We start from the raw sequence: 26,156 nt of genomic DNA, 5'->3' as shown, positions 1-26,156 counted from the left end.
GCGCGACTCGGGGACGGCGACGGTGACGGGCTCTCACCGGGGGCCGATGCGTGGCCGGGCGACGGCGGCCGCCGTACGGGCTCGCCCACCTGGCGGCTCTGGGGCCGCAGGCTCACGAGCCCGGCCACAACAAGTACCGCACAGAGAACCGCCCATAACCATCGGCGTCGGCGCATAACCGGACATATTCCGCCAGCCGCGCCCCGAGCGGTGGAGAACGCCGGAAATTACGCCACCCGCGTGACCGGCTCCCCGACCACCGCGGTCAGCACGTCGTCCAGCGTGACCACCCCGAGCGGCACCCGCCCGTCGCTGACCAGCACGATGTGCTGCCGCTCCCGCCGCATGGCGAGCAGCAGCTCCGCGAGGGTCCGGGTCGGCGGCACGATCCCCAGCGGCCGGATCAAATCGGCCGGGATGGGCGCCCGCCGCTGCGGCCCGACGAACCCGATGACGTCCTTGACGTGCACGAACCCGAGCACCCGGCGGCTGGCCCGCTCCACGACCGGGAACCGCGACCGGTTCGTCCGGGTGGCCAGCACCTCCAGCGACGCCGGCGACACGTCGTCGGCCACCGTGGTGATCTCCGCCCACGGCCGCAGCGCGTCGCGCGCGGTCCGCTGCGACAGCGCCAGGGCCCCGGCGATCCGCGCGTGCTCCTCGGGCGCGAGGAGCCCCTCGGTGGTCGCCTGGGCGGCCAGCCCGGCCAGCTCCTCGGCGGTGAACACCGTCTTCACCGACCCGGTCGCCTCGATCCGCCACAGCGACAGGATCGTCCGCGACGCCCACTTCATGGCCACGAGCAGGGGCTTGGTGGCGGTGCAGAAGGCGTACATCGGCGGCCCGAGCCACAGCACGGCCCGCTCCGGCGAGGCCAGCGTCAGGTTCTTCGGCACCATCTCGCCAACCACCGTATGCGCGAACACGACCACGCCCAGGGCCAGGCTGAAGGCGACCGGGTGGACCAGCCGCTCGGGCAGGTGCATCGCGTGGAAGGGAACCTGCAGGCCGTGGGCCAGGGCCGGCTCGGCCAGCGCGCCCAGGCCCAGCGTGCAGATGGTCACGCCGAGCTGGGCCCCGGCGATCATGAGCGGGATCTCGTTCATGGCCCGCAGCGCGGTGCGGGCCCGCCGCGAGGTGGCCGCCATCGGCTCGATGACCGTGTGCCGGGAGGCGATCAGGGAGAACTCGCCGGCGACGAAGAACGCGTTGCCGAGCAGCAGCAGGACGGTGACGACGAGCTGGATCATTCGGCCGGCACCTCCGGGCGGACCACGCGGACCTGCTCGATGCGCCGCCGGTCGACCTCGACCACGGTGAACTCCCAGCCGTCCTCGTTCCAGGTCTCCCCGACCGCCGGGATGTGCCCCAGGCGGGCCATGAGGAAGCCGGCGAGCGTCTCGTACGGCCCCGGCGGCACGTGGAACCCGGTCACCTCGGCCAGCTCGTCCTCGCGCAGCACGCCGTCGACGAGCAGGGTGCGCTCGTCGCCGGGGGCGGTCAGGTCGGGCATGCCGTGCGCGGTGGTCGGCTCCTCCTCGACGTCGTGCTCGTCGGCGATCTCCCCGACCAGCTCCTCGACGAGGTCCTCGACGGTCACGACGCCGTCGGTGCCGCCGTACTCGTCCACCACGATCGCCACGTCGGAGTTGCCCTTGCGCAGCGCCTCCAGCACGCCGTCGAGGTCGAGGCTCTCCGGCACGAACACCGGCTCCCGGGCGACGGCGGCCACCCTCGTGGTCGGCCGGCGCACCGGCGGCACGCTGAGCGCGTCGGTGACCGTGACGACCCCGGTGACCTGGTCGAGCGTCTGCACGTAGATCGGGAAGCGGCTGTAGCCGGTCTGCACCGAGGTGGCCAGCAGGTCGGCAACGGTGGCGTCGGCACGCAGCGACACGACGTCGACACGGGGCGTCATCGCCTCGGCGGCCCGCTTGTCGCCGAACCGGATGGTGCGCTGCAGCAGCACCGCGGTCTCCCTCGGCAGCGCGCCGGCCTGGGCCGAGATCGCCGCCAGCAGGCCCAGCTCCTCCGGCGACCGCGCGCTGGCCAGTTCCTCCTGGGGCTCGACGCCGAAGCGCCGCACGACCCAGTTGGCGGTGCCGTTGAGCAGCGTGATCAGCCACGAGAAGAGGCGCGAGAACATCCGCTGCGGCCCGGCGGTAGCCAGGGCCAGGGGCATCGGCTTGGCCAGGGCCGCGTTCTTCGGGACCAGCTCGCCGAAGAGCATCGACAGCAGGGTCGCCACGACGAGGCCGAGCGCGTGAGCGGCACCCTGCGTCATCGAACCGAGCACGGGGCGTACCAATGGCTCGATAAGGCGCGACAGCGCGGGCTCGGCGAGGTAACCCGTCAGCAGGCCGGCCAGGGTGATGCCGAGCTGAGCGCCGGAGAGCTGGAACGACAGCTCGCGAAGCGCCTGGCGGACCGTGCGGGCCTTGCGATCACCCGCTGTGGCTCGCTGCTCGATCTCCGCCCGGTCGACCGTCACGAGCGAGAACTCGGCGGCGACGAAGGCCGCGTTCGCCGCGGTGAGCAGCGCGAACGCCAGCAGGGGCAACAGTGTGGTCAACACGTTCGCGCGACGATCCCTTCAGGTGTGCCCCGATTGTTCCACGTGAACCCAAGCCGCGCCCACGGCGCCCGGTGATAACGAGCCACGTGAAGATCGAGATACCTGGATCACCCTCCCACTTTCGGGGTCTTTGCGGCGGCCTGAGCAGCACTGATGCTATTGCCAGACGACCGACGGCGAGGAGGGCTCGATGGGAGTGGCACTGATCGCGGCCGGCATCGCGCTCGCGGCCGGCATTGCCATGGGCAGCGCCGGCGCGAAGGCGAAACGGGCGAGACTCGACTATGTGCGCACGAAGTCCCTCATTCCGGGCGCGCGCAAGACGGCCTGGGCCGAGAACCTGAAGGGCCTCCGGGTCATCGCCACCGCCGCCGCGGTCCTGGTCGCGCTCGCGATGGCGATGAACGTCATCGGTCAGCGGTGATCTTCAAAGGCCGTTTCATGGCTCCGGTCCGTGCAACGCACGACCGTTGCTCCCGTCAGAGACCGGTCGGGCCTGGCGGCCCTCCCTGCCAGGCCCGCGGTGCCAAGAACCTACTGCTGGACGGCCCTCAGCAGGACCGAGGCCACGTCCACGACCTCCACCTCCTCGGGCGCCGCGCCCGCGGCCTTCTTCCCGGTGACGCCGTCGCCGAGCATGGTCAGGCAGAAGGGGCAGGCCACGGCGACCGTCTTGGCCCCCGTCGACAGCGCCTCCTCGACCCGCTCCACGTTGATCCGCTTGCCGATCCGCTCCTCCATCCACATGCGGGCGCCACCGGCCCCGCAGCAGAAGGAGCGCTCGGCGAACCGGTCCATCTCGACCAGCCCGGCGCCGTCGCGCTCCGGCCCGGCGACCGCACCGAGCACCTCGCGCGGCGGGGCGAAGACCCGGTTGTGCCGGCCCAGGTAGCAGGGGTCGTGGTAGGTGACCGACCCGTCCAGCGGCTGGACCGGCGTGAGCTTGCCGGCCGCCACGAGCTGGGCCAGCAGCTGGGTGTGGTGAATCACGTCATAGTGGCCGCCGAGCTGGCCGTACTCGTTCGACAGCGTGTTGAAGCAGTGCGGGCAGGTGGCCACGATCTTCTTCACGCCGGCCTCGTTGAGGGTCTCGACGTTCTGCTGGGCGAGCATCTGGAAGACGAACTCGTTGCCGATGCGCCGGGCCGGGTCGCCGGTGCAGGTCTCGCCCTGGCCCAGGATGGCGAACTTGACGCCGGCCTCGTGCAGCAGCGTCGCCACCGCCCGGGTGGTCTTCTTGGCCCGGTCCTCGAAGGCCCCGGCGCAGCCGACCCAGAAGAGGTACTCGAAGTCCCCCTCCTCGACCTCGGCCACGTTGGGCACCTCGAAGCCGAGGCCCTTGGTCCAGTCGTCCCGGGTGGACTGGGCGGCGCCCCACGGGTTGCCCTTGTTCTCCAGGTTGCGCAGCATGACGCCGGCCTCGGTCGGGAAGTTCGACTCGATGAGCACCTGGTAGCGGCGCATGTCCACGATGTGGTCGACATGCTCGATGTCCACCGGGCACTGCTCGACGCAGGCGCCGCAGGTGGTGCACGACCACAGCACGTCGGGGTCGATGACGCCGTGCTCGTCGGCGCCGCCGATGAGCGGCCGGTCCTTCTCGGCGAGCGCGAGGACGTCGACCTTGGCCAGGGCCTCCTGCGTGGCGTTGTCGCCGCCGGCCAGCAGGTACGGGGCCTTGGCGTAGGCGTGGTCGCGCAGGTTGAGGATGAGCAGCTTCGGCGACAGCGGCTTGCCGGTGTTCCAGGCCGGGCACTGCGACTGGCACCGCCCGCACTCGGTGCAGGTGGTGAAGTCGAGCATGCCCTTCCAGCTGAACTGCTCGACGGTGGCCACCCCGAACTGGTCCTTCTCCGGGTCGGCCTCCTCGAAGTCCAGCGGCTTGCCCTGGCTGGTCATCGGCCGCAGCGCGCCGAGGCCCGAGCCCTTCCGGCCCGGCGTGCGCTTGAAGAAGATGTTGAAGAAGGCCAGGAAGCGGTGCCAGGCCACGCCCATCGTGATGTTGCTGGCGATGACGATGACCCAGGCCATCGAGACGATGATCTTGACCATCGCGATCAGGCTGACCGCGGCGGGCCAGGCCGGCAGGACGGAGCCCAGCGCGTGGCTGACCGGCGCGGCCCAGACCGGCCACTCGAGCTCGTCGTTGGCGGCCTTGAAGCCGCGGATGAAGAAGCCGCAGATCAGCACCGCGAGGATCGTGTACTCGACGTAGTACGCCTGCCACATCGTCGAGCCGGTGAAGCGGGACCGCCGGTTGGGGTTGCTCGGCAGGTTGCGCAGCCGGATGCCGATGAGCACCAGGATGCCGATGAAGCCCAGCACCCCGATCCACTCGGTGACCAGGCCGTAGATGTTCCAGGCACCGACCAGCGGCAGGCCGTTGCCGGGCTTGACCACCTCGAAGTACGCCTCGAGCACCAGCAGCGAGAGCACGATGAAGGCGATCATCACGAACCAGTGCGCGGCGCCGACGACGGTCCACCGCAGCATCCGGGTGTGCCCGAGGGTCTCGGCGAGCATGTTGCGCAGCCGGAGGCCGCGATTGTCGCCGCGGGTCGGGTCGGGCTGGCCGAGCCGGATCACGGACAACATGCGCCGCACGGTCCGCACGACGAGCGCCACCGCGACTACGGTGATGGCCGCCGCGACGACGGTCGCGACGATCTGCACTGCACCCATGCGGAAGCCTCCCACGGTCCGGGCCTGCACCACTTCACTGGAGACCTTAGTCCCTCTTGTTACCAGCGGGTAACGTGAAGTCGGTCGCAACAGACGCTAGGCCACCGGACGTGCAGGATCACGCCTACACCGGAAGTTGTGACACATTCGCCCCCTCGGACGGCGTTGGACCGTCCTCAGGGGCTGCAGTGACTGCGACTCAGCGGTTCAGCGGCTTGGCGGTGCCGCGTGGCTCAACGCCACCGGTTGCCCCCTGTGGCTCAACGCCACCGGTTGCCCCCTGTGGCTCAACGCCACCGGTTGCCCCGTGTGGCTCAGCGCCACTTGGAGAAGACGGCGAGCGACGCGACCAGGAAGCCGAAGCCGATGGCCAGGTTCCAGTACCTGATGTCGGCCAGCGTCGACAGCCAGTCGACGTCGAAGAAGCCCTGCGTCAGGTAGTACGTCACGAGCCAGGCAATGCCGATCACGACCAGGGCCACGGCAAGCGCCGGCACCCAGACCGGGCTCGGCCGCCGCCGGACCGCTGCCGCCTCCCCCTGGGGGCGCAGCTCCGCCGGGGCGGTGTAGACCTTCTTCTTACGAACTGTCGACTTCGGCACGGCGCTCTCCTGGAGGGGTCGTCTGGCCAACACTATCCACGTGACGCCGCCACCTCCGCCAGCGTCGGCCTGAATAATGTTCTGCGACTAGCGTAGTCAAGTCGGCACGCGAGCGCGGGGAGGGGTCGTGGTGGAGTACACATCAGGCGGCTCCTCCTGGACCCGGGCCCTTCGCCGCCTGGGCCGCGCTATGCTGCCCCGCCGGCGCGAGGGACGCAGTTTGACCTGGTCAGCGCTGACTCCGGTGGTGCTCGCGGTGGCCGGGATGCTGTTCTCCCTCTCCGCCGCCACGGCCCAGGGCACGGATCTTCGGGACGACCGCCGCCCGGAATTGACGAACTTGATCAGCCAGCGGCGCCAGGAGATCACCGACTCGCGGGACCGGGCCACCCGGCTGCGCGCCGAGATCGACGCCCAGCGCAAGCGCCAGGCCGGCGCCGATGGCAAGGTGGACGAGCAGCGCCAGCGCGGCGACGCCGAGCAGGCCGCCGCCGGCCTGACCGCCGTACACGGCCCCGGCCTGGTGGTCGCCCTCGACGACGCCCCGCGCCGCCCGGACGGCACCCGCCCGGCCGGCGCCACCGCCGACGACCTGGTCGTTCACCAGCAGGACGTGCAGGCCGTGGTCAATGCCCTGTGGGCCGGCGGCGCGGAAGCCATGACGCTGATGGGTGTCCGGGTAATCGCCACCAGCGCGGTACGCTGCGTGGGGAACACACTGCTGCTCGACGGCCGGGTCTACTCGCCCCCGTTCGAGATCGCGGCCATCGGTGACCAGGCAAAACTGCAGCGCGCGCTCAACGCCTCCGAGGGGGTCCGGTTGTTCAGCGAGGCCGCCGACACCTTCGGGCTCGGCTACCAGGTGAAAGTGGAGACGGACGTGCAGGCCGGCGCCTACGACGGCTCGACCGCGCTGCGCTCGGCCCGGTCCGGGTCCTGACCGGGAACGCGGCCGTCATGGACCACAACCCCCGCCACCGCGCACTCGACCAGGACGACATCGCCACGACGGTCATGCCCCGCTTCGACACGGCCGATCCGGGCGACGCGACCGCGGTTATCCCGAAACTGACCCCGGAAGCCGATCAAACGGCCTATATTCCGAAGCTCAGTGCTGACGAGCCGCCGGCCGCGAAACTTCCACCACCCCCTCAGGACTCACCGGCCGCACGCGACAGTGGCGACCTTGTCGTGCCGTTGCGCCCGGTCCGCACCGAGGAGGGGTACCGCAGCGTGTATTCGGAGTACACGAGAACGAGTTTCGGCAGCGTCGCCCGTGCGGTCAGCCGCACGGCGGGCGAGCTGCTCATCACCTTCGGCCTGGTCGTGCTGCTCTTCGCCGGCTACGAGGTCTGGGGCAAGGCCGCGATCGTCGACGCACACCAGGACGAGCTCAACCACCAGCTCGAGCAACAGTGGGCCCAGCAGCCGACGGTGGGCCCGAGCGCGGCGACCCAGCCGGTGAAGCCCCCGAACGGCGCCGTCATCGCCTCCGTACACATTCCGCGCCTGAACAAGAAGTGGGCCATCGTGCAGGGCGTCACGCCCGCCGACATCCGCTACGCCCCGGGCCACTACCCCGACACCGCGCTGCCGGGCCAGGTCGGCAACTTCTCCATGGCCGGCCACCGCACCCCGGCCATCTGGTGGGACCTCGACCAGCTCAAGCCCGGCGACCCGGTCGTCATCAAGACCGCCGACACCTGGTACGTCTACCTCGTCACCGGCCACGAGATCGTCCTGCCGACCGCGGTCCAAGTGGTCGCCCCGGTGCCGGACAAACCGGGCGAGACTCCCACAAAAGCCATGCTGACCATGACCACCTGCAACCCGAAGTTCAACAACTACCAGCGCCTAGTGGTCCACGCCGAGCTGTCCCGCTCCCAGCCCGTCGCCGACGGTGACCCCGCCGAGCTGAAGGGCTGACCCGCATGTACTCGTGGATCTGGCGGCACATCCCGTTCAAGCAGTGGCCCCTGAAGGCGGCGGTGTCCGCGGTGCTGGTCGCCGCCGCGGGCGCCCTGCTGTGGTACCAGGTGTTCCCCGCCGTGGAGCCCCTGCTGCCCTTCGACGACGTCCAGGTCGAGACCAACGACCCGGGCGCCGACACGACGATCGAGAGCCCGGCCGCCCGCCCGTCGGCGAGCAACCCCGCGGCCCCCGCCCACCCCACCACCCCGCCCCAGCAAGTCCTGCCGAGTTAGGTGCCCGAGTTGCGCGTCCTGGTGATCGACAACTACGACTCGTTCGTCTTCAACCTGGTCCAGTACCTCGGCCAGCTGGGCGTGGAGTGCGACGTCCGCCGCAACGACGAGATCACCGTCGGCGAGATCGCCGCCCTCGCCCCTGCCGGCATCCTGCTCTCCCCTGGCCCGGGCACCCCGGAGCGCGCGGGCATCTGCATGGCGGTCATCGAGCAGTACGCGGGCAAGCTCCCCATCTTCGGCGTCTGCCTAGGCCACCAGGCCTTCGGCGCCGCGTTCGGTGCCACGGTGACCCGCGCCCCTGAACTCCTGCACGGCAAGACCTCCCTGGTCACCCACAGCGGCAAGGGCGTCCTGGCGGGCCTGCCCGACCCGTTCATCGCCACGCGCTACCACTCGCTGGCCGTGGTCGAGTCGACCCTTCCCCCGGAGATCGAGGTAACCGGCCGCACGGAGTCCGGCGTCGTCATGGCCATGCGCCACCGCGACCTGCCGATCGAGGGCGTCCAGTTCCACCCCGAGTCGGTCCTGACCCAGGGCGGGCACCAGATGCTGGCCAACTGGCTCGCGGTGTGCGGCCTGCCCGCCGCCCTGGACCGCGCCCCCGACCTGGTGGCCGAGGTAGAGGCCCGCCGAATCGCCGCCTTCGCTTAGCCGGCCTCCTGCAACCTTGCGCGCGGTTGGAGCCGTAGGGCCCCTCCTCGCCAGGTCTCCGTGGTCACCGCTGGGCCTTCGCCGCCACGGCCGCCAGGCGTCGCGCTGGCCTCACGCCCGACCACCGGACCCCGGTACCTCGCACAGGCCCGCTCCGGCCGCCCACGCGCTTGCCTAGGGCACGAAAACGATCCAGACCGCGGAGGGGTGGTCAAGGCGGCGCGACGGCCGGAGCGGCGAGGGCTACACGTCGCGCCAGCCCCGCCAGACGGCATCCCATCCCGCACACCCGATCCCGCGCGCCCGCGCCGCGTTCAGCCTCGCCAGCCGAACGCCCCACGCACTACGACCCTCGGCGACGCCGTGCGCGCACAGCCAGCGGTCGGGCGTCGCGTTCCACACCACCGCCGAGGCCGGCGCACCCAGTGCACGACCTCGCCAGGCGCCGCCCCGGACCCCCGGACCCCCGGGCGGCGTCGGCCTCGCTCACAGGGCCCAACGGCCTGCCGAACCCGGCAGCGAACCCCGCGGGCGGCGCGCCCGCCGATATCGCCCGCCACCCGGAGCTCCAGCCGAAGCTCAGAGCCCGCGCCGGCCCCAACCAACCCGCGAGGCGCCGGGCGTTCGGTGACGCGCGCGAGTCGAACCCACGAAGCCCAAATCCGGCAACGTGAAGGCGAGGCTTGCCGTGGCGGGTCAGGAAGAGCAGGCGATATGTCGGTCGGTGCGGTGGCCGGTCTACACCTAACGCTACCTGAACCCAACAAATCCGAACGCCCGGTGATCCATCGCGGTCGACACAGCGTCACCGCGGCATCACCGCGCTAGCAGGCTGCCTGTGCACAACCCTGTGGATAACGACCCAGTTATCCACAGGGCACGGTCTGTAGCCCCCTAGAGGAGGTCAGTTCGGCGGGGTTGTGCTGCCGCTGGGCTTTGCCGAGCCCGACGGGTTCGGGGTCGGGTTGCCGCCGCCGTCCGACTGGCCGATGCGCAGGACGATCGGTTCGGTCTTCGAGTAGACCTTGTTGATCGTCTGCTTCGTGCCGACCACCAGGCCGACCTTCGAGTCGTCGGTGACCGTCGTGGACTGGGTGGTGACGTTCGTGAAGCCGAGCTGCTCCAGCGTGGCCTCGGCCTGGGCCGGGGTCTTGTCGATGACGTTCGGCATGACGGCCTGGTTGAACTTTGACACGTAGATGGTGACCGACGAGCCGGTCTTGACCTGCTGGTTGGCCGGCGGGTCGGTGGCGACGACCTCGTCCTTGGGCTCGGTGCCGTCGCGGTCCTGCACGACCGGGACCAGGTTCATCTGCTGCAGCTGCCGCGTGGCCTCGTCCTTGCTCAGCCGTCTAAGCTCCGGCACCGCCACCGTCGCGGGGGTGCCGCAGAAGGTGTAGTCGATCTGCGTGCCCTGCTTGACCTGCTTGCCGGCCTCCGGGCTCTGGGTGAGCACCGTCCCGGCCTGGCAGCTCTGGGCGGCGTCCTGCCGGGGGTCGCCGGACAGGCCCGACTGACGCAGGGCCGCGTCGGCCTCGGCCTGGGTCCGGCCGGTCAGCTTCGGGACAGGGACCATCGGGTCCTGGTTGGCCAGGTACAGGCCGATCGACAGGGCGGCGACGGCCAGCAGGCCGAGCACGGTCAGGGCGACGACCACGCCGGTCGAGCTCTTGCGCTTCTGGCGCTGGTTGGCCCGGGCCGGCTGGCGGGAGGCCGGCGGCGGCCGGTAGGCGGTGGCCTGGGAGGCCATCACCGCGGCCATCTCGTCCTCGGTCATCACCGGCGGGGCGGAGACGGGGCGGCCGGCCGCGGCCCGCATCACGTCGGCGCGCATCTCGGCGGCGCTCTGGTAGCGGTTCAGCGGGTTCTTGGCCAGCGCCTTGAGGACCACGGCATCGATGTCGGGGGTGACGTCGCGGTTGCTGGAGCTCGGCGGGCGCGGGTCCTCCCGGACGTGCTGGTAGGCCACCGAGACGGGGTTGTCGCCGACGAACGGCGGGTGCCCGCACAGCAGCTCGAAGATCACGCAGCCGGTGGCGTAGACGTCGCTTCGGGCGTCGACCGGCTCGCCGCGGGCCTGCTCCGGCGAGAGGTACTGCGCCGTGCCGATGACCGCCGACGTCTGCGTCATGGTCGTCGCGCCGCTGGCCAGCGCCCGGGCGATGCCGAAGTCCATCACCTTGACCTGGCCGGTCTGGGTGAGCATGACGTTGCCGGGCTTGATGTCGCGGTGGATGATCCCGTGCCGGTGGCTGAACTCCAGGGCGGCGCAGATGTCCGCCGTGATCTCCAGGGCACGCCGGGGCATGAGCCGTCCTTCGGCCGCGAGCACCTCTTTCAGGGTGCGGCCGTTGACGAACTCCATGACGATGTACGGCAGTTCCTCGCCCGCCGGCCCCCGCTCCTCGCCGGTGTCGTACACGGCGACGATCGCGGGGTGGTTGAGGGAGGCCGCGTTCTGGGCCTCCCTGCGGAACCGCAGTTGGAATGTCGCGTCGCGAGCGAGGTCGGTGCGCAGCGTCTTGATCGCGACGTCGCGACCCAGCCGCAGGTCTCGACCCCGATGGACCTCGGCCATACCGCCATAGCCGAGCAGCTCCCCGACCTGGTAACGGCCGCCGAGGAGGCGCGGCTGGGCGGTCATGTCGTGTCGTCCTTCGGTCATCGACTATTACCTTGCCACGTCTTGCGACGAGAAGACATTTCAGCCCGGCACGCAGATGCCGGCGAGGATCTTGTTCGGCGGCGCGCACGAGGCGTCGGTGTTCGGCGCTCCGGCGGACGTGGACGACTTCGGGTTGGAGGATGCGGGCGCCGACTGGTCGCCATTGTCGCCATTGTCGTCGATCGCGCCCCGGTTGGCGTAGATGGTGACCTCGGTGCCCTGGTTCACCTCGCCGCACGGCTCGACCTTCACGACGCCGTTGGGAATGACACCGCGGGTCGGCTGGTTGACGACGTTCGGCCTGAGGCCCTTGCGCTCGAGATCCTTCTGGAAGATGTCGACCGGGGTGAACGGCTTGCACTCCACCTTCACCGGCTTGCCCGTGCCCTTGACCGGGGTCGGCGAGGCGGACGTCGGCGCGGCCGTCGGGGTGTTGTCGCCCACGGTGTTGTCGGGCTTGTTGTCGCTCTTCGTCGCCAGGTAGATACCGCCGATGCCGACGAGCACCAGCAGTACCACCGCGGCAATTCCGACAAGCACGAGGTTGTTGCGTCCGCCGCCGGAGCGCGAGCCGGTGCCCGAGTTGGGCGGCGGGGGCTGGTAGCCGCCGGTGTTGCCGAGGAACGTCGCCGTCTCGTTCGACGGCGGCGGGGGCACGCCGGCCGCGCCCCGTGCCTGGTGACCGCCCATGCCTGCGGCGACGCCACCGGCGGCCGCGGGCATCGCGCCGGGCATGATCCGGGTGCCGCCCGCGCCGGAGGTCGGCGGGCCGGACATCGGGGCGCCGGACATGGGGGCGCCGCCGTAGCCGGGGGAGATCGGGGAGCCGGAGACCGGCGGGCCGGAGACGGGCGGCCCCGACATGGGCGCGCCCATCGGCGGGACCGCCGGGCCGGTGGCCGTGCTGCCGCCGGAGAGCTGGGCGGAGACTCGCCGCGCGGCCTGGGCCAGGGCGGCGGCGCTGGGCCAGCGGGCCGCCGGGTCCTTGGCCATCGACCGCTCGACGAGCTGGGCGACGGGCGGCGGGATGTCGGCCGGCAGCGGCGGCGGCATGTCGCGGACGTGCCGCATGGCGATCTCGAGCGGGTTCTCGCCTTCGAACGGCCGCACGCCGGACAGGCACTGGTAGGCCACCACACCGAGCGCGTACACGTCGGACAGCGGGGTGGCCTGGGCGCCGGAGGCCTGCTCGGGCGAGATGTAGGAGGCGGTGCCGAGCACCGAGCCGGCCGCGGTGAGCTGGGCGACGGCGGCGGAGCGGGCGATGCCGAAGTCGGTGAGCACCAGCGTGCCGTTGGGGCGCACGAGCAGGTTGCCGGGCTTGACGTCGCGGTGGACGATGCCCTTCTCGTGCGCGGCGTGCAGCGCGTCGGCGGCCTGGGCGATGAGGGCCATCGCCCGCGCCGGGGTGAGCCGGCCGACCCGGGACAGAGTGCGGGAGAGCGCGTCGCCCTCCACGTACTCCATGATCAGGAAGGCGGTCCCGTTCTCGCTGCCGTAGTCGTAGATGTCGACGACGCCAGGGTGGTTGATGGTCGCCATGGTGCGCGCCTCGCCCCGGAAGCGCTCGGCGAAGCCGGGCTCCTCCAGCAGCGCGGGCAGCAGCACCTTGATCGCGACCACGCGGCCGAGCACCTCGTCGGTGCCGCGCCACACGTCACCCATACCGCCGCCGGCGATGCGTTCGTCCAGACGGTAGCGACCGCCCAGGGTGGTGCCGGCGCTCAACATGTCGCGCACCTCATTATCGAATGCCCTTTTCGTCCGCGTATGCCTTCATGACCAGGCCGGCGATACGAGCCGCCTCGGCGCTGCCACCTTTGCCAGCGTTCTGGAGGAAGACCGCGACCGAGATGATCGGCTTGCCGTCCTTCAGGGCGAAACCGATGAACCAGCCGTGGTCCTCTGCGTCCTCACCGTCCTGCGCCGTACCGGTCTTACCACCGACCTGCAAACCCGAGATGCGCGCGCTCTTGCCGGTGCCGTCGTCGGCGGACACGACGCTGAACATCATGTCCTGCAGCTCGTGCGCGACGTCGGCGGTGATGGGGGTACGCAGCGTCTTGGGTTCGGTGTGGTCGGCGATGGACAGGTCCGAGTTCTGCAGGCGGTCGACGACGTACGGACGCATCTGCTTGCCGTCGTTGGCGACCGTCGCCGCAATCATGGCGCCTTGCAGCGGAGACATCTTCACTTCGCGCTGTCCGATGCTCGACTGAGCCACGGCCGGCGGGTCGACCCGCCCGTCCGAGCTGGTCATCGAGCCGGTGTGGCTGGCCACGATGCCGCAGTAGTTGCGGTCCTGGTCCTCGACGAGGCGGGGCTCCTGCTCGAAGCCGAAGGCCTGGGCCATCGACTTGAGCTTGTCGGCGCCGACCCGCTCGACGCCCATGCGGGCGAACACCGTGTTGCAGGACACGGTCAGCGCCTGCTTCATGGTGATCTGGTCGGGACACACGCCGGTGTGCGAGTTCTTGATCTGGAAATCCGACACCTGCGGCGGCTTGTAGTACTCGCCGCCCGGGACCACGGAGTCCGGGGTGAGCGACGAGTCGGCAGTCATCGCCGCCGCCGAGACGATGACCTTGAACGTCGAGCCCGGCGGATAGACGTCCTGCACCGCGCGGTTCAGCAGCGGCCGGGCCGGGTCCGCGGCGAGCGACTTGTAGTTGGCCAGCGCCGCGTTGGTGTCGTGGGTGCTCAGCAGGTTGGGGTCGTAGCTCGGCAGCGACACCTCGGCCAGCAGGCCGCCGGTGTTCGGGTCCATCGCCACGATGGCGCCGCTCGGGACCTTGAGCTTGTTGGTGCCCAGCGCCTGGTACGCGGTGTCCTGTGCGGCCTTGGAGATGGTCAGCAGCACGTTGCCGCCGGCGGGCTCCTTGCCGGTGAACATGCCGGTCAGCCGGTCGACCGCCTGCTTGTCCGAGGTGCCGGTGAGGAAGTCGTTGTTGAGCTTCTCGAGGTTCGTCGAGGCCAGGTTGACCGGCTTGTAGCCCAGCAGGTGCGCGTACTCGTCCTTGAGCGGGTACGTCCGCAGGTACTTCAGCGAGTCCCCGGTCAGCTGCGCGTCGGCGAGCACGGTCCCCTTGGCGTCGGCGATCTTGCCGCGCGGGTGCTCGTACTCCGTCGCCTGCACGCGCCCGTTGTGCGCGTCGGTCCGGTACTCGTCGGCCTTGACCACCTGGCGGTAGTTCAGGTTCAGGAACAGCAGGGCGAACAGGACCAGAACCACGACCCCGACCCGGCGCAGCGGGGCGTTCATCGCACAACCTCCGTGGGCATCTCTTTGATCTGCACCGGCGCGCCGCCGCCTCCGCCGGCGGAGATGCCGCCGAGCCCGATCGACGGTGCCCCGCCGGCCGGTCGGCGGCCCGCGTCGGAGATCCGCAGCAGCAGGCCGATCAGCAGCCAGTTGGCCACCAGCGACGAGCCACCCGCCGACAGGAACGGCGTGGTCTGGCCGGTCAGCGGGATGAGCTGGCTGACCCCACCCACGATGACGAACACCTGCAACCCGATGGTGAACGAGAGGCCGCCGGCGAACAGCTTGCCGAAGGAGTCCCGCACGTTGATCGCGGAGCGCAGGCCCCGCTCGACGATCAGCACGTATACGACGAGCAGGGCGGTCAGGCCGAACAGGCCGATCTCCTCGCCCATGCCGGAGAAGATGAAGTCGGTGCGCACCTCGGGCACCTTGGTCGGCTGGCCGGCGCCGGGCCCGGTGCCGGTGAGGCCGCCGGTGCCCAGGCCCAGCAGCGACTGCACCAGCTGGTAGCCCTTGTTGTTGGCGTCCCCGAAGGGGTCCAGCCAGGTGGTGGCGCGCTCGGAGAAGTTGAGGAAGGGCCCGCCGATCGTCTTGCCCAGGAAGTACGCCAGGAACGCACCGCCGAGGAACAGCCCCAGGCCGATGATCAGCCAGCTGACCCGCTCGGTGGCGACGTAGAGCGTCACGACGAAGAGGCCGAAGTACATCAGCGAGGTGCCGAGGTCCTTCTCGAACACGAGGACCATCAGCGACATCAGCCAGACGCCGACGACCGGCCCGAGGTCGCGGCCGCGCGGGAAGTCGATGCCGAGGAACCGCTTGCTGGCCAGCGACAGCACCTCGCGCTTGCGCACCAGGTAGTAGGCGAAGAAGACGAGCAGGCAGATCTTGGCGAACTCGCCGGGCTGGATCGTGAACCCGGGCAGCTTGATCCACAGCTTGGCGCCGTTGATCGCGGAGTACCGCGAGGGCAGCACCGCCGGGATCAGCACGAGCACGATGCCGGCGAGGCCGAGCGTGTACGCGTACCGCGAAAGGGAACGGTGATCGCGCACGATGATCAGCAGGGCGACGGCCCCGACCACGGCGACCGCGGTCCAGCCCAGCTGGCGGAAGCCGTCGCCGCCGAAGACGCTGAGGTCGGCCCGCTGCGCCGCCTTCGTGTTGGCCAGGTCGAGCCGCCGCAGGAACGCCACGCCGAGCCCGTTGATCAGGGCCACCGCGGGCAGGATTACCGGGTCGGCGTACGGCGCGAAGATCCGGATCGCGACGTGTGCCACCACGAAGATGGCCCCGACCAACGCGATCTGCACCCAGAAGTGGGAAGTGACCTCGCCGGCGGCGTTGCCCTCCACCACGGCGGCGAAGACGGCGAGGATGCCGATGACGAACAGCAGCAGCGCCAGTTCGACGTTGCGCCGGGTGCGCGGCTGGGCGGGCGCGGAAACGCCCGCTCCGCCGCCCATGGGCGACGGAGCCGGGATGGCGGTGGCGGTCACAACTGGCTTCCTTTGTTCCTCAGCACGTCAGTTCGGCCTGGGCCACGTCAGCAGCTGGCCGCGGGAGTCGGGGTCGGCGTGGAGGTCAGGGACGTCTCGGCGGCGCTCGGCGCGGTTGAGCCGGCCGGGTTGTTGGCGGGCGACGCCGGCGACGTCACCACGGACGTAGACGCCGACGGCGACTCCGACTCCGCGGGGTGCGCCGACGGACAGACCTGTTTGCGTGAGAGGTTGGTCGGGTCCTCCAGCTCGGCCATCTTCGCCTGGGCCTGCCGCAGTGTGTCGACCTGGATGCCCTGCCGGACATTGCCCTGCGCGACCTCGTTGAGGTCGTCGAGGGTGAGCGTGTCGCTCTCCTGGTACACCGACGACAGCTTCAGCCAGGCGACCTTGCCGGGCACGCCCTTGAAGATCGCGACCCGGCCGCTATCGGTGGCGCCGACGTAGTACTTCGACTGCGTGACGGTCCAGCCGTACCAGAGCCCGCCGCCGAGCAGCCCGAGCAGCACCACGAGGAGGAGGGTGGTGCGCACGGGGTGGCGCCGGGAGCGGGGCTCCTGGTCGTCGCGGGCATGGGCGGGGGCCGGGCCGCGGCCGCTGGGGTCGTCGTCCGGCACCGGCGGGCGCGGTGCGGCCAGCGCGGCGCCCCGGGCCGAGGACATCGACTGGTCGGCCGAGGTCGCCATGCCCCGGTCCTGTGCCGCGGCGCCGCCCACGATCGGCCGCTCCTCGACGATGTCCTCGTCGGTCACGTCGGCGACGATCACGGTGATGTTGTCCGGCCCGCCGCCGCGCAGCGCCAGCTCAATGAGCCGGCTCGCGCACTGGTTGGGGTCGACGTACTCGCGCAGGGTGGACTCGATCGTCTCCGCGCTGACGACGCCGGACAGCCCGTCGCTGCACAGCAGGTACCGGTCGCCCGGCTTCACCTGGCGCACCGAGTACTCGGGGTCGGCGTCGCGGCCGTCCAGCGCCCGGGTCAGCAGTGAGCGCTGCGGGTGGCTGTTGGCCTCTTCGAGGCTGATGCGGCCCTCGTCGACGAGCATCTGGACGTACGTGTCGTCCTTGGTCACCTGGGCGAACTCCCCGTCGCGCACCAGGTAGGCGCGGGAGTCGCCGATATGGATCATGCCCATCTTGGAGCCGGAGAACAGCATGGCGGTCAGGGTCGTGCCCATGCCCTCCATGGCCGGGTTCTCCTCGACGGCGTCCCGGATCTGCTGGTTCGCCAGGTCGACGGCGCCCCGGAGGGTGTCGATCATGGCGTTACCGGGCACGTCTTCGTCGAGTGGCGCCATGGTGGCGATGACGATGTTGCTGGCGACGTCACCGGCGGCCATGCCGCCCATGCCGTCGGCAACGGCAAGCAGCCGCGGACCGGCGTAAACGGAATCCTGGTTTCCGCTCCGGATCAGACCGCGGTCGCTGCGAGCCGCATAGCGCAAGGTGAGGGTCATGGCCGTAACTCGAGAGAAGTGCGGCCGATGCGGATCGGCACGCCGAGGGGGACGGGGGTAGGCGCGCTGACCTTGGTCTTGTCGAGGTACGTCCCGTTGGTCGAACCGAGATCCTCGAGGTACCACTGGCCCGCGCGCGGTACGAGGCGAGCGTGCTTGGACGAGGCGTAGTCGTCAGTGATCACCAGCGTGGAGTCCTCCGCCCGGCCGATGGTGATGGGCGCCTCGCCGAGTGTGATGCGAGTGCCCGCCAGCGCGCCGGCGGTGACGAAGAGCTGGTTGGCTGTCTTGCCGCGCTTGACCTTCGCCGGACGGCCGGGGGCCGCCACCGCACCAACCCCCCGGGGTGCGGCGACGATCCGGCTCGAACGCGAGCCCGCGAACAGGTCCCGGCGGATCACTCCCACCACCGTGAATACGAAGATCCACAGCAGCACGAGTAGCCCGTACCGGGCAACCGTGATGACGAATTCCATCTACGACGCGCTCATTCAGATCCGCCTACGTGAAGTACGGTCATCCATCCACGCGGTAGGTCAGCGTGGTCGTGCCGAGCTGGATCATGTCACCCGGGTTCAACGCGACGGCAGAGACGCGCTGTCCGTTGACCATGGTGCCGTTCGTGGAGCCGAGATCGGTCAGCACGACCTGGGCCCCGTCGAAGTCGAGTCGCGCGTGGCGCCGCGAGATGCCGACGTCGGGGAGCCGCATGTTGGCCTGGTCGCCCCGGCCGATCACGGTCGAGCCAATCGACAGAGGGTAGCTTCGCCCGTCGCCCGACACCAGTCGGACGTTGCGGGCGGGGCCGCCGGGGCCGCCGGGCGGGGGGCCGTAGCCGCCGCCACCCTGGTTGTAGCCGCCGTACGGGTCCGGGGCCGGCGGGGGCGCAACGTCGCCACCGGTGTAGACCTCCGCGGTGACCCGGAACATGCCGGTGTCCAGCCCGTCGCCGCGCTCGATCTCGACGATGACATCGCCGTAGACGGTCCAGCCCTGCTCGCCGATGAACTCCGCCTGCGACTGCGCGAGCTCCTGGGCGAGCGCGGCGGCGTACGGGGCCAGCCGGCTGTGGTCGTAGGGCGACAGGTCGATCACGTAGCGATTCGGCACGAGCGTGCGCCCGCCGGCCAGAATCGCCTTGTGGGCTTCCGCCTCCCGTTGCATGGCGTTGAGGATCTCCACGGGGTGGACGACCCCCTTGAAGACCTTGGCGAAGGCCCCCTCAACCAGGCCCTCTAGGCGCTTCTCGAAGCGCTGCAGCACACTCACCGGTTCCTCCTCGGGTTCCGAGGTCATGATGGTATCCGGACGTCGCACGCCCGTATGCAAGCTGACCGGTCGGCCCGTGCTACTCTTCCGTGGCGCCCAGGGAAGCCTAGTGCCTACCCGGTGATTTCGCCGAGTAGGAACGATGTATGCTCTGGAGCGCCGGTCACGCAACATTGTGACCTGCGGGGAAGTGGCGGAATGGCAGACGCGCACGGTTCAGGTCCGTGTGCCCGAAAGGGCGTGGGGGTTCAACTCCCCCCTTCCCCACCGCAGAGGGGTCTCCTGCTTCGTGGCGGAGGCCCCTTGCCTTGTCTGCGGTGGATTCCTCCCGCTCGCTTCGCTCGCTAAAAGTGGGGGGCTTCGCCCACCCAACGACCCCCCTTTCCGCGGTTGCTGTCCGCGGTTGGCTTACGGTCCCCCGGTCGGTGGTTACTGTCCGTGGTCGGGGTCGTCGTATTTTTGACTCAGGCCGCGTCACTTGCGGACCGTTGCTCCCGTCAGACACCGGTCGGCCCCTGGGGGGCCTCCCTGCCGGGTTCGCCGTGTCAATAGCCGTCGGCGGGCCCACGGTATGCTCCGGACGTTCGAGTTCCCGTCGTTTCCAGGGAGACTGCCAACGTGAGCGTCGCACTCGTCACCGGCTCGGCCGGCCTCATCGGATCCGAGGCGGTGCGCCACTTCGCCTCCCTCGGCCTCGACGTCGTCGGCATCGACAACGACATGCGCAAGCGGTTCTTCGGCAACGAGGCCTCCACCGCGTGGAACGTCGTGCGCCTGACGAGTGACCTCGGGGACTCGTACACCCACCACGACGTCGACATCCGCGACCGTGACGCCGTCGCCGCGATCTTCAAGCGCTACGGCAAGGACATCGCCGTCGTCATCCACACCGCGGCCCAGCCCTCGCACGACTGGGCGGTCCGCGACCCCTTCACCGACTTCGACGTCAACGCCGGCGGCACGCTCAACCTGCTGCAGAACGTGCGCGAGCACTGCATCGACGCCCCGTTCATCCACTGCTCGACCAACAAGGTCTACGGCGACCGGCCCAACAGCCTGCCGTACCAGGAGCTCGAAACCCGCTGGGAGATCGAGCCCGGCCATCCGTACGAGGGCGGCATCAAGGAGGACATGTCGATCGACGCCTGCCTGCACAGCGTCTTCGGCGCCTCCAAGGTCGCCGCGGACGTGATGGTGCAGGAGTACGGCCGCTACTTCGACATGAAGACCGCCTGCTTCCGCGGCGGCACCCTCACCGGCCCGGCCCACTCCGCCACCGAGCTGCACGGCTTCCTGGCGTACGTGATGCGCTGCAACATGGAGCAGCGCACCTACCGGATGTTCGGCTACAAGGGCAAGCAGGTCCGCGACGCGATCCACAGCCACGACGTGACCAGCGCCTTCGAGGCCTTCTTCCGTAACCCCCGCTCCGCCGCGGTCTACAACCTCGGCGGCGGCCGGCACTCCAACACCTCGATGCTGGAGGCCTTCGCCCTCGCCCAGAGCATCACCGGCAACGAGATGATCACCGAGTACCACGAGGCCAACCGCGTCGGCGACCACATCTGGTGGATCGGCTCCAACGAGCGGTTCCAGCTCGACTACCCCGACTGGAAGCAGGTCTACGACGTGCCGATGATCTGCCAGGAGATCTACGAGGCCAACGTCGGCAAGTGGACCCCGGAAGCCTGAGCCGATGATCGACCAGGGCAAGCGCAACGTCCTCGGCGTCGAGGTCAGCGCCGTCGACTACGACGGCGCCGTCGACAAGATCCTGCGGGCCGCCCGCGAGGGCCGGCCCCTCGCGGTCACCGCGCTGGCCGTCCACGGCGTCATGACCGGCGTCCAGGACAAGGCCCACGGCGCGCGGCTCAACTCGTTCGACCTGGTCACTCCGGACGGCCAGCCCGTGCGGTGGGCGCTGAACCTGCTCCACCACGCCCAGCTGGCCGACCGCGTCTACGGCCCGGACATGACCCTCAAGGTGCTCGAGGCCAGCGCCGCCGAGGGCCTCCCGGTGTACTTCTACGGCTCCACCCAGGAAACCCTGGACCGCCTCGCGCAGAAGCTGCACGAGCGCTACCCCGCGCTGAAGATCGCGGGCATGGAGCCGTCCAAGTTCCGCCAGGCCCAGCCCGGCGAGCCGGAGCAGATCGCGGCCCGGATCAGCGACTCCGGCGCCCGGGTGGTCATGGTCGGCCTCGGCTGCCCACGCCAGGAGGTCTTCGTCTACGCGATGAAGCACCTGGTCAACGCCCCGATGCTGGCCGTGGGCGCCGCCTTCGACTACCACGCCGGCGGCCTGAAGAACCCGCCCCCCTGGATGCAGCGCTACGCCCTGGAGTGGCTGTGGCGCCTCGGCTTGGAGCCCAAGCGCCTGTGGCGCCGGTACATCCTGCTCAACCCGAACTACCTGGCCCGCCTGGGCGCCCAGAAGACCCGCCTGTGGCGCGCCGCCCCGCCCGCCCCGGCCACCGAGCCCCTGCAGACCTTCGCCGTCTGACGCTCGCCGCTGGACCGATAAGTCGGGCGCTGGCGCGCCACGACTTATCGGATTTATACCCCGACAGGCGAAAGGTCCGAACGCAGCGCGCTCGGACCTTTCGCGGGAAGATTCGGGATTGCCAGAAACATCACACCCGGCGGCGTGTGGGGGAAATGCCCGGGTTCAGCGGCCCGTGATGGCGTCGACCTTGGTGGTGCGGCGCTTGAAGGTGCCGCGCTTGTCGAGGGCGCGCTCGGCCGGCCACAGCATGAGGGCCAGCGGGGCGGCGATGTACCAACGGTCGGCCATCACGTACGCGACGATGTTCGCCACGACGCCGAGCGCGTACAGACCGATCAACAAGTCGACCCGCCGCTCGCCGAGCCCGCGCTTGTGGTAGGCGTCCAGGACGCCGAAAGCGCCGACACTCAGGGCCAGGAGGCCGAAGCCGCTCACGAAAGCGAAGATCAAGTCTGTCACGTCACTCACCCTTGCCTCCCCGTTAACACCAGCAAACTCCGACCAAGCTAAGCGGACATTTCAAGATCGACCATCAACTTTGCGACATGCCGCTCGGCCGAACGTGGCTCGGCCAATCGGACATTCGGCCGATTTCCCTGATCTTGGGCACCCCCCGAATCGGCCGCTCGTGGGCCGTCTTGAGGGAGATGACCGCCTTCTTCCCGGGCGTCACCCGTGCCTCGGGGGCCGTCGGGTCGCAGCCTCGGCCGAGGTGGAAGTGGCGGGCGCGGTCATGCGCGCACGCGGGGGCGACGTAGGGCTGCAGGTCGGTGACCGCGGCGGCCGGCCGCGGTCATGCGCGCACGCGGGGGCGACGGGCGCGGGAGAGCGCGCACCGGTCGGGCGATGTTCGGTTTCGGCAGGGCGGGCGGCGCGGCGAGGGCGGCTGTTATCGACGGGCTCCGGCCGCGCGATCGGCGCACCCGGAGCCCGTCCGACCTCCCCAGGTCGAGTCCTCCCTGTTTCTACAGGGTGCGGATCGACCTGTCGATAGACAGGCAGGTGCGCGCGACGGGGTCACTTGAGCGGCCGGGACTCCTGGGAGTAGATCAGCTCGAGGATGCTGCGGGCCGCCTCGAACCAGCGGTCCAGCCAGTCCTGCTGCGGCATCGTGCCCTTCGGCGGCAACTCCATGAGCAGGCCGCGCAGCAGCGGGTGGTCGGCCATCGACGCGCTCGGGGTGTCCAGCCACGAGTCGCGGCCGAACATCGGCTCCGTGAGCGCGCTGCTGCCGAGCGAGCCGGAGCTCAGCGACCCGTTGCTCAGCGAGCCGCCGCTCAGCGAGGCGCCGGTCAGCGGGCCGAGGTCCGCGACGAGCGAGGACTCGGGCAGCTTGGGCGGCGTCATGTCCAGTGGCATGGACGCCCGGTCCAGCGACGAGCCATTGCGGGGCGACAGGTCGTCGAGCGGCCCGTCGCCGATGCCGTCCCGGCGACCGCCCGGACGGTAGCTACCCAGTTGCCCGGAGAAACGGTCGTCGGTCTTCGACGATCCGTTGCCGAAGTTTTCGGGGCCAATGTTCACGGTAGGAAGCCTTATCTCACTCGGGGGGAAGCGCCACAATCGGTGCGATTCGCGGCACTCATACCTACAACGACGCTCCCCGGGCTCCGGCCACGCAAAGCCGCCAAAACGCCTGCAAAAGCGACCGGCCCGCCCCCGCAGGCGTTACACCGCGGGAGCGGGCCGGCCGAATAGCGCCGGGGCGTGCGTCACGCCAGGTCGAATTCCCCGTCCTTGGTCCCGCCGACGAAGGCAAGCCATTCCTCCGCGGTGAACAGCAGTACCGCCCCGGCCTTGTCCTTCGAGTCGCGGAGCGCCACCGCTCCACCAACGAACGCGACCTCGACGCAGTTGTCCGAGTACGGACCGCTGCGGGTGCTTTTGCGCCACGCGGCACCGTCGAGGTTCACGCTGAAGCCCTTGGTTTCGATCTCCACTACAGCTCCTTTGTCAGCTTCCCGAACATCGACACCGACTCGTCCGGACGGAGTGCATTGGCGCGCAAGTAGTCAAAGATGAATCCGTAGCGCTGCAGCTCGTCGTCCTTCTCGAGAAAGAGACCACCCGCCGCGTTCGAGGCGAACACGAAGTTCTGCCCGGCAGACTCGTCGTACAGCAACATCGTGAATGCACCATCCATGCCGGCATGCGCACCGGCGGAGAAGGGCAGGACCTGCAAGGTCACGTTCGGCCACGTAGCCACCAGGCTGAGGTGCTCGAGCTGGCGCCGCATGACCGCCCTTCCGCCGACCGGGCGGTGAAGGACTGCCTCGTCCAGTACCAGCCAGAGATCGAGCGGGTCATCCTGAGTGAGTAACGACTGTCTGCCCATCCGGACACGCACCCTTTTCTCGACATCTGTGGCGCCGATGTCGGGGCGGGCGGCGTGGATCATCGCCTGGGCGTACTCCTCGGTCTGCAGCAGCCCGGGAACGACGAGTGCCTCGTACGAGCGGATGTGATCGGCGGCGGCCTCGAGTCCCACGTAGGCGCTCGTGAGGACGTCGCCGTACAGCTGCCACCAGCCCTTCTGCCGCGCCTCGCGCGCGATCGTCAGCAGCTGGTCGGCATATTCGGGATCCACGCCGTAGATGTCCAGCATGTCGCGCACATCGCGCGGGGTCACGCCGGTCTGACCGGTCTCGATCCTGGAGATCTTCGAGCCTGAGCACTCCAGGCGTTCGGCCACCTGGTCGATGGTCACGTGCGCGTTCTCGCGCAGCCGGCGCAATTCCATGCCCAGCTGCCGACGCCGGAGGGTGGGGCTGCCTCGCCGACTTGCCACGTTGTCACACCTCCGTGCCGCGGGACCTACGTAGATAACTTACGTATGGATCAGCGCAACATGGTAAAGCCGCGCAAGGCGGCGCGGCGCGACAAACGTTGACTCATACCTCTGGTGGAAACTTCGTCCTGCAAGTTGCAATGATCAAGATTCTCGGGCAACCTGAGCGTGTGGCTGGGGCCACGGAGAGTTCACTTGACCGATCAATCCGGCCCCGGATGGACGCAGCGACAAACGATCGATACCGATCGGCGGTTACGGGCCCGCCCCGCGACGGACACCGTGACCGGCTTCCCCCCACACGCCGACGGATGACGGGAGTTCCACCGTGTTACCGAGGACCGGTGACGTGCTGCGCGTGACCAAAGCCGCGAGTGTGCAGTTCACGCAGCCCATGCTGTTCCGGGTGATCAGAGTCCACGACTGGCAGACGTACGACGGCTGGGCCTGGCTGGACGGCTACCAGCTCAACACGGCGGGCGACGCGGTGGAGCGCCGCTCGATCTTCGTCCAGCTCCAGGGCCTGCAGCCGGGCTTCGTCACCCGCAGCCAGCGCACCGCCACCCCCGCCCGCACCACCGCACCGGCCGACGCCGGCATCCCGGTCGCCGTCGGCTGACCCCCACCCCCCGTCCTCGTTCGGCCACCGCCAGGCGCGGTGGCCGCTTGCTTTTTACGCGTCGGCTTTTCCGTCAGTCGCCAGCTTCTGCGTCAGTCGCTGGCTTCTGCGTCAGTCGCCAGCTTCTGCGTCAGTCGCCAGCTTCTGCGTCAGTCGCCAGCTTCTGCGTCAGTCGCCAGCTTCTGCGTCAGTCGCCAGCTTCTGCGTCAGTCGCCAGCTTCTGCGTCAGTCGCTGGCCGAGGCGCTGGGTGCCGGGGACGGCGGCGGGGAGGCCGGGGCGGCGACGATCAGCGTGACCGTGTCGCCCGGGGCGACGGCGGTTCCCTCGCCCGGGCGTGTGGCGATGACCTCGCCGGGCTGCACCGTGTCGTCGGCCCGGCGCTGGACGTCCACGTTCAGCCCGAGCACCTGCAGCTTCACCGTCGCCTCGGCCAGGGTGTTCCCGCGCAGCTGCGGGATCACCACCTGGCCGGCCGGCGGGCCTGCGCTCGTCGGCGGGGCCTCCGAGGACGGCTCGACCGACGGGGACGGCGGCGCACTCGTGGCCGGCGCGGGCGGCGGGGCCGAGGTCGTGGCGGCCGGCGGCGCGACCCCGCCGGGCGCGTTCTGGCCGTTGACGGTGGCCCGGTATATGAGGAACAGGCCCACGGCCAGGGCGGCGACCAGCACCAGCGCGACGAGGCCGACGATCACCGGGCCGTACCAGGGCCGGCCCTGGTACGGGTCTTCTTCCTCTTCCACCCACTCCTGCGGGGCGGGGCGGCGCAGGGACGGGTCCCCGGGTGCGGGCACGCCGGCGCGGGCCGTCCACCGCTCGCCCCGATCGGCCGGCTCCTCCACCCAGGTCGCGCCGCCACCGGACCCCTGCACCCTGGTCGTGTCCCCCGGGTGCTGCACCCGCGTCGCATCCCCGGGGCGCTGCACCCGCGTCGCATCCCCGGGACGCTGCACCCGCGTCGCGTCGCCGGGACGCTGCACTTGTGTGGCGTCGCCGGGCCGCTGCACCTGTGTCGTGTCGCCTGGGCGTTGCACCTGGGTCGTGTCGCCTGGCCGCTGCGCCTGCGTTTCGTCGCCTCGGCGGTGCACCTCGGTCGCGTCGGCGGGGCGTTGCGGGTGGGTGGTCTCTTCGGGGCCGTGAGCGCGCGTTTCGTCGCCCGGAGAGTCGGGCCGTGGCGATGCGGAGGCTGGGTGCGGTACATCTGCGGCACCCTCGTCGCCGCCGAAAGGCCAGAACGGCTGCGTCGAGGACTCATCGTCCGGTGACCGGTCCGCGTTGTTCCCCATACGTCCAGTTCACCACCTTGCCCGACTTGTCCGCCCCTCTCCAGCTACCAAATGCCCAGCCGGGCAGGGCCATAACACGGCGCGGGC

Annotated in this window: 25 protein-coding genes, 1 tRNA gene and 1 pseudogene; 10 read left to right on the top strand and 17 right to left on the bottom strand. The window is 70.1% G+C overall.

The window, feature by feature from the left end:
* Positions 1-227: 227 nt before the first annotated feature.
* Positions 228-1,250, bottom strand: coding sequence for a hemolysin family protein (locus ABD352_RS34535; RefSeq protein ID WP_344616723.1), 1,023 nt, complete (start codon positions 1,248-1,250; stop codon positions 228-230).
* Complete coding sequence (locus ABD352_RS34530) at positions 1,247-2,572, bottom strand: hemolysin family protein (protein WP_344616809.1); 1,326 nt, start codon at positions 2,570-2,572, stop codon at positions 1,247-1,249. The genes ABD352_RS34535 and ABD352_RS34530 overlap by 4 nt, the downstream gene beginning before the upstream one ends.
* Before the next feature lie 193 nt (positions 2,573-2,765).
* Here ABD352_RS34530 and ABD352_RS34525 point away from each other — a divergent pair, with 193 nt between their 5' ends.
* Positions 2,766-2,999, top strand: a complete 234-nt coding sequence (locus ABD352_RS34525) for a hypothetical protein (RefSeq protein WP_344616722.1) — start codon at positions 2,766-2,768, stop codon at positions 2,997-2,999.
* Positions 3,000-3,109: 110 nt separating this feature from the next.
* Here ABD352_RS34525 and ABD352_RS34520 read toward each other — a convergent pair whose 3' ends face one another.
* Together ABD352_RS34520 and ABD352_RS34515 are read right to left on the bottom strand one after the other, a co-directional pair.
* Positions 3,110-5,257, bottom strand: coding sequence for a (Fe-S)-binding protein (locus ABD352_RS34520; protein WP_344616721.1), 2,148 nt, complete (start codon positions 5,255-5,257; stop codon positions 3,110-3,112).
* Positions 5,258-5,571: 314 nt separating this feature from the next.
* A complete protein-coding gene (locus ABD352_RS34515; RefSeq protein WP_344616720.1) occupies positions 5,572-5,859 on the bottom strand; it encodes a cell division protein CrgA in 288 nt (95 codons plus the stop codon).
* Between the two features lie 130 nt (positions 5,860-5,989).
* On the opposite strand from ABD352_RS34515, the gene ABD352_RS34510 reads away from it, so the two are divergent.
* The 4 genes from ABD352_RS34510 to ABD352_RS34495 are packed head-to-tail and all read left to right on the top strand — an operon-like array spanning position 5,990 to position 8,717.
* The gene (locus ABD352_RS34510) at positions 5,990-6,799 is read left to right on the top strand and encodes a DUF881 domain-containing protein (RefSeq protein WP_344616719.1); all 810 of its coding nucleotides are present in this window, start codon (positions 5,990-5,992) and stop codon (positions 6,797-6,799) included.
* 17 nt (positions 6,800-6,816) lie between these two features.
* Positions 6,817-7,785, top strand: coding sequence for a class E sortase (locus ABD352_RS34505; RefSeq protein WP_344616718.1), 969 nt, complete (start codon positions 6,817-6,819; stop codon positions 7,783-7,785).
* A gap of 5 nt (positions 7,786-7,790) precedes the next feature.
* A complete protein-coding gene (locus tag ABD352_RS34500; protein ID WP_344616717.1) occupies positions 7,791-8,063 on the top strand; it encodes a hypothetical protein in 273 nt (90 codons plus the stop codon).
* Between the two features lie 9 nt (positions 8,064-8,072).
* Positions 8,073-8,717 (top strand): aminodeoxychorismate/anthranilate synthase component II, encoded by a 645-nt coding sequence (locus ABD352_RS34495; protein WP_344616716.1) that lies wholly within the window; start codon positions 8,073-8,075, stop codon positions 8,715-8,717.
* Positions 8,718-9,621: 904 nt separating this feature from the next.
* On the opposite strand, the gene pknB is transcribed toward ABD352_RS34495, so the two are convergent.
* The 8 genes and pseudogenes from pknB to ABD352_RS34460 form a co-directional block, all read right to left on the bottom strand.
* A complete protein-coding gene (gene pknB / locus ABD352_RS34490; RefSeq protein WP_344616808.1) occupies positions 9,622-11,361 on the bottom strand; it encodes a Stk1 family PASTA domain-containing Ser/Thr kinase in 1,740 nt (579 codons plus the stop codon).
* Between the two features lie 60 nt (positions 11,362-11,421).
* A complete protein-coding gene (locus tag ABD352_RS57800) occupies positions 11,422-11,634 on the bottom strand; it encodes a hypothetical protein (protein WP_425553769.1) in 213 nt (70 codons plus the stop codon).
* Positions 11,631-13,113: pseudogene (locus ABD352_RS57795) on the bottom strand (serine/threonine-protein kinase). Before ABD352_RS57795 ends, ABD352_RS57800 begins: the two are co-directional and overlap by 4 nt.
* Before the next feature lie 13 nt (positions 13,114-13,126).
* Positions 13,127-14,644: a peptidoglycan D,D-transpeptidase FtsI family protein gene (locus ABD352_RS34480; RefSeq protein ID WP_344616715.1), complete on the bottom strand. Its 1,518-nt coding sequence runs from the start codon at positions 14,642-14,644 to the stop codon at positions 13,127-13,129.
* A complete protein-coding gene (locus tag ABD352_RS34475) occupies positions 14,641-16,113 on the bottom strand; it encodes an FtsW/RodA/SpoVE family cell cycle protein (RefSeq protein WP_344616807.1) in 1,473 nt (490 codons plus the stop codon). The genes ABD352_RS34480 and ABD352_RS34475 overlap by 4 nt, the downstream gene beginning before the upstream one ends.
* 80 nt (positions 16,114-16,193) lie before the next feature.
* Positions 16,194-17,603 carry a PP2C family protein-serine/threonine phosphatase gene (locus tag ABD352_RS34470; RefSeq protein WP_344616714.1) on the bottom strand — a complete coding sequence of 470 codons (1,410 nt, stop codon included), beginning with the start codon at positions 17,601-17,603 and terminating at the stop codon, positions 16,194-16,196.
* Positions 17,600-18,079, bottom strand: coding sequence for an FHA domain-containing protein FhaB/FipA (locus tag ABD352_RS34465; RefSeq protein WP_344616713.1), 480 nt, complete (start codon positions 18,077-18,079; stop codon positions 17,600-17,602). The genes ABD352_RS34470 and ABD352_RS34465 overlap by 4 nt, the downstream gene beginning before the upstream one ends.
* Before the next feature lie 40 nt (positions 18,080-18,119).
* Positions 18,120-18,899 (bottom strand): FHA domain-containing protein, encoded by a 780-nt coding sequence (locus ABD352_RS34460; protein ID WP_344616806.1) that lies wholly within the window; start codon positions 18,897-18,899, stop codon positions 18,120-18,122.
* Between the two features lie 157 nt (positions 18,900-19,056).
* Here ABD352_RS34460 and ABD352_RS34455 point away from each other — a divergent pair.
* The 3 genes from ABD352_RS34455 (at position 19,057) to ABD352_RS34445 (ending at position 21,375) form a co-directional block, all read left to right on the top strand.
* Positions 19,057-19,139, top strand: a tRNA-Leu gene (locus ABD352_RS34455).
* Between the two features lie 351 nt (positions 19,140-19,490).
* A complete protein-coding gene (locus ABD352_RS34450) occupies positions 19,491-20,564 on the top strand; it encodes an NAD-dependent epimerase/dehydratase family protein (protein ID WP_344616712.1) in 1,074 nt (357 codons plus the stop codon).
* Between the two features lie 4 nt (positions 20,565-20,568).
* Positions 20,569-21,375, top strand: coding sequence for a WecB/TagA/CpsF family glycosyltransferase (locus ABD352_RS34445; RefSeq protein WP_344616711.1), 807 nt, complete (start codon positions 20,569-20,571; stop codon positions 21,373-21,375).
* A 165-nt stretch (positions 21,376-21,540) separates the two neighbouring features.
* Here ABD352_RS34445 and ABD352_RS34440 read toward each other — a convergent pair whose 3' ends face one another.
* The 4 genes from ABD352_RS34440 to ABD352_RS34425 all read right to left on the bottom strand — a co-directional run bounded on the left by ABD352_RS34440 (position 21,541) and on the right by ABD352_RS34425 (position 24,118).
* Positions 21,541-21,837, bottom strand: a complete 297-nt coding sequence (locus tag ABD352_RS34440; protein ID WP_344616710.1) for a hypothetical protein — start codon at positions 21,835-21,837, stop codon at positions 21,541-21,543.
* A 558-nt stretch (positions 21,838-22,395) separates the two neighbouring features.
* The gene (locus tag ABD352_RS34435; RefSeq protein WP_425553767.1) at positions 22,396-22,902 is read right to left on the bottom strand and encodes a hypothetical protein; all 507 of its coding nucleotides are present in this window, start codon (positions 22,900-22,902) and stop codon (positions 22,396-22,398) included.
* 188 nt (positions 22,903-23,090) lie between these two features.
* Positions 23,091-23,318 carry a DUF397 domain-containing protein gene (locus tag ABD352_RS34430; protein ID WP_425553766.1) on the bottom strand — a complete coding sequence of 76 codons (228 nt, stop codon included), beginning with the start codon at positions 23,316-23,318 and terminating at the stop codon, positions 23,091-23,093.
* A complete protein-coding gene (locus tag ABD352_RS34425; RefSeq protein ID WP_425553765.1) occupies positions 23,318-24,118 on the bottom strand; it encodes a helix-turn-helix domain-containing protein in 801 nt (266 codons plus the stop codon). Before ABD352_RS34425 ends, ABD352_RS34430 begins: the two co-directional genes overlap by 1 nt.
* A gap of 376 nt (positions 24,119-24,494) precedes the next feature.
* Here ABD352_RS34425 and ABD352_RS34420 point away from each other — a divergent pair, with 376 nt between their 5' ends.
* On the top strand, positions 24,495-24,785 hold the full coding sequence (locus ABD352_RS34420) for a hypothetical protein (RefSeq protein ID WP_344616708.1): 291 nt from the start codon (positions 24,495-24,497) through the stop codon (positions 24,783-24,785).
* A gap of 225 nt (positions 24,786-25,010) precedes the next feature.
* Here the strand turns inward: ABD352_RS34420 and ABD352_RS34415 are convergent, their stop codons facing one another.
* A complete protein-coding gene (locus ABD352_RS34415) occupies positions 25,011-25,682 on the bottom strand; it encodes a PASTA domain-containing protein (RefSeq protein ID WP_344616707.1) in 672 nt (223 codons plus the stop codon).
* On the opposite strand from ABD352_RS34415, the gene ABD352_RS34410 reads away from it, so the two are divergent.
* Positions 25,674-26,048: a hypothetical protein gene (locus tag ABD352_RS34410; RefSeq protein WP_344616706.1), complete on the top strand. Its 375-nt coding sequence runs from the start codon at positions 25,674-25,676 to the stop codon at positions 26,046-26,048. The two genes, ABD352_RS34415 and ABD352_RS34410, sit on opposite strands and share 9 nt — an antisense overlap.
* Positions 26,049-26,156: the final 108 nt, after the last annotated feature.

The sequence above is a fragment of the Dactylosporangium salmoneum genome (assembly GCF_039532525.1).
Lineage (GTDB): Bacteria > Actinomycetota > Actinomycetes > Mycobacteriales > Micromonosporaceae > Dactylosporangium > Dactylosporangium salmoneum.
This window is presented reverse-complemented; position numbering and strand designations above follow the sequence as displayed.

Coding starts and splice junctions, on each gene's coding strand:
- ABD352_RS34535 (WP_344616723.1), bottom strand. CDS start 1,250: ATGATCCAGCTCGTCGTCACCGTCCTGCTGCTGCTCGGCAACGCGTTC.
- ABD352_RS34525 (WP_344616722.1), top strand. CDS start 2,766: ATGGGAGTGGCACTGATCGCGGCCGGCATCGCGCTCGCGGCCGGCATT.
- ABD352_RS34520 (WP_344616721.1), bottom strand. CDS start 5,257: ATGGGTGCAGTGCAGATCGTCGCGACCGTCGTCGCGGCGGCCATCACC.
- ABD352_RS34505 (WP_344616718.1), top strand. CDS start 6,817: ATGGACCACAACCCCCGCCACCGCGCACTCGACCAGGACGACATCGCC.
- ABD352_RS34500 (WP_344616717.1), top strand. CDS start 7,791: ATGTACTCGTGGATCTGGCGGCACATCCCGTTCAAGCAGTGGCCCCTG.
- pknB (WP_344616808.1), bottom strand. CDS start 11,361: ATGACCGCCCAGCCGCGCCTCCTCGGCGGCCGTTACCAGGTCGGGGAG.
- ABD352_RS34480 (WP_344616715.1), bottom strand. CDS start 14,644: ATGAACGCCCCGCTGCGCCGGGTCGGGGTCGTGGTTCTGGTCCTGTTC.
- ABD352_RS34475 (WP_344616807.1), bottom strand. CDS start 16,113: ATGGGCGGCGGAGCGGGCGTTTCCGCGCCCGCCCAGCCGCGCACCCGG.
- ABD352_RS34470 (WP_344616714.1), bottom strand. CDS start 17,603: ATGACCCTCACCTTGCGCTATGCGGCTCGCAGCGACCGCGGTCTGATC.
- ABD352_RS34465 (WP_344616713.1), bottom strand. CDS start 18,079: ATGGAATTCGTCATCACGGTTGCCCGGTACGGGCTACTCGTGCTGCTG.
- ABD352_RS34460 (WP_344616806.1), bottom strand. CDS start 18,899: ATGACCTCGGAACCCGAGGAGGAACCGGTGAGTGTGCTGCAGCGCTTC.
- ABD352_RS34445 (WP_344616711.1), top strand. CDS start 20,569: ATGATCGACCAGGGCAAGCGCAACGTCCTCGGCGTCGAGGTCAGCGCC.
- ABD352_RS34425 (WP_425553765.1), bottom strand. CDS start 24,118: ATGGAATTGCGCCGGCTGCGCGAGAACGCGCACGTGACCATCGACCAG.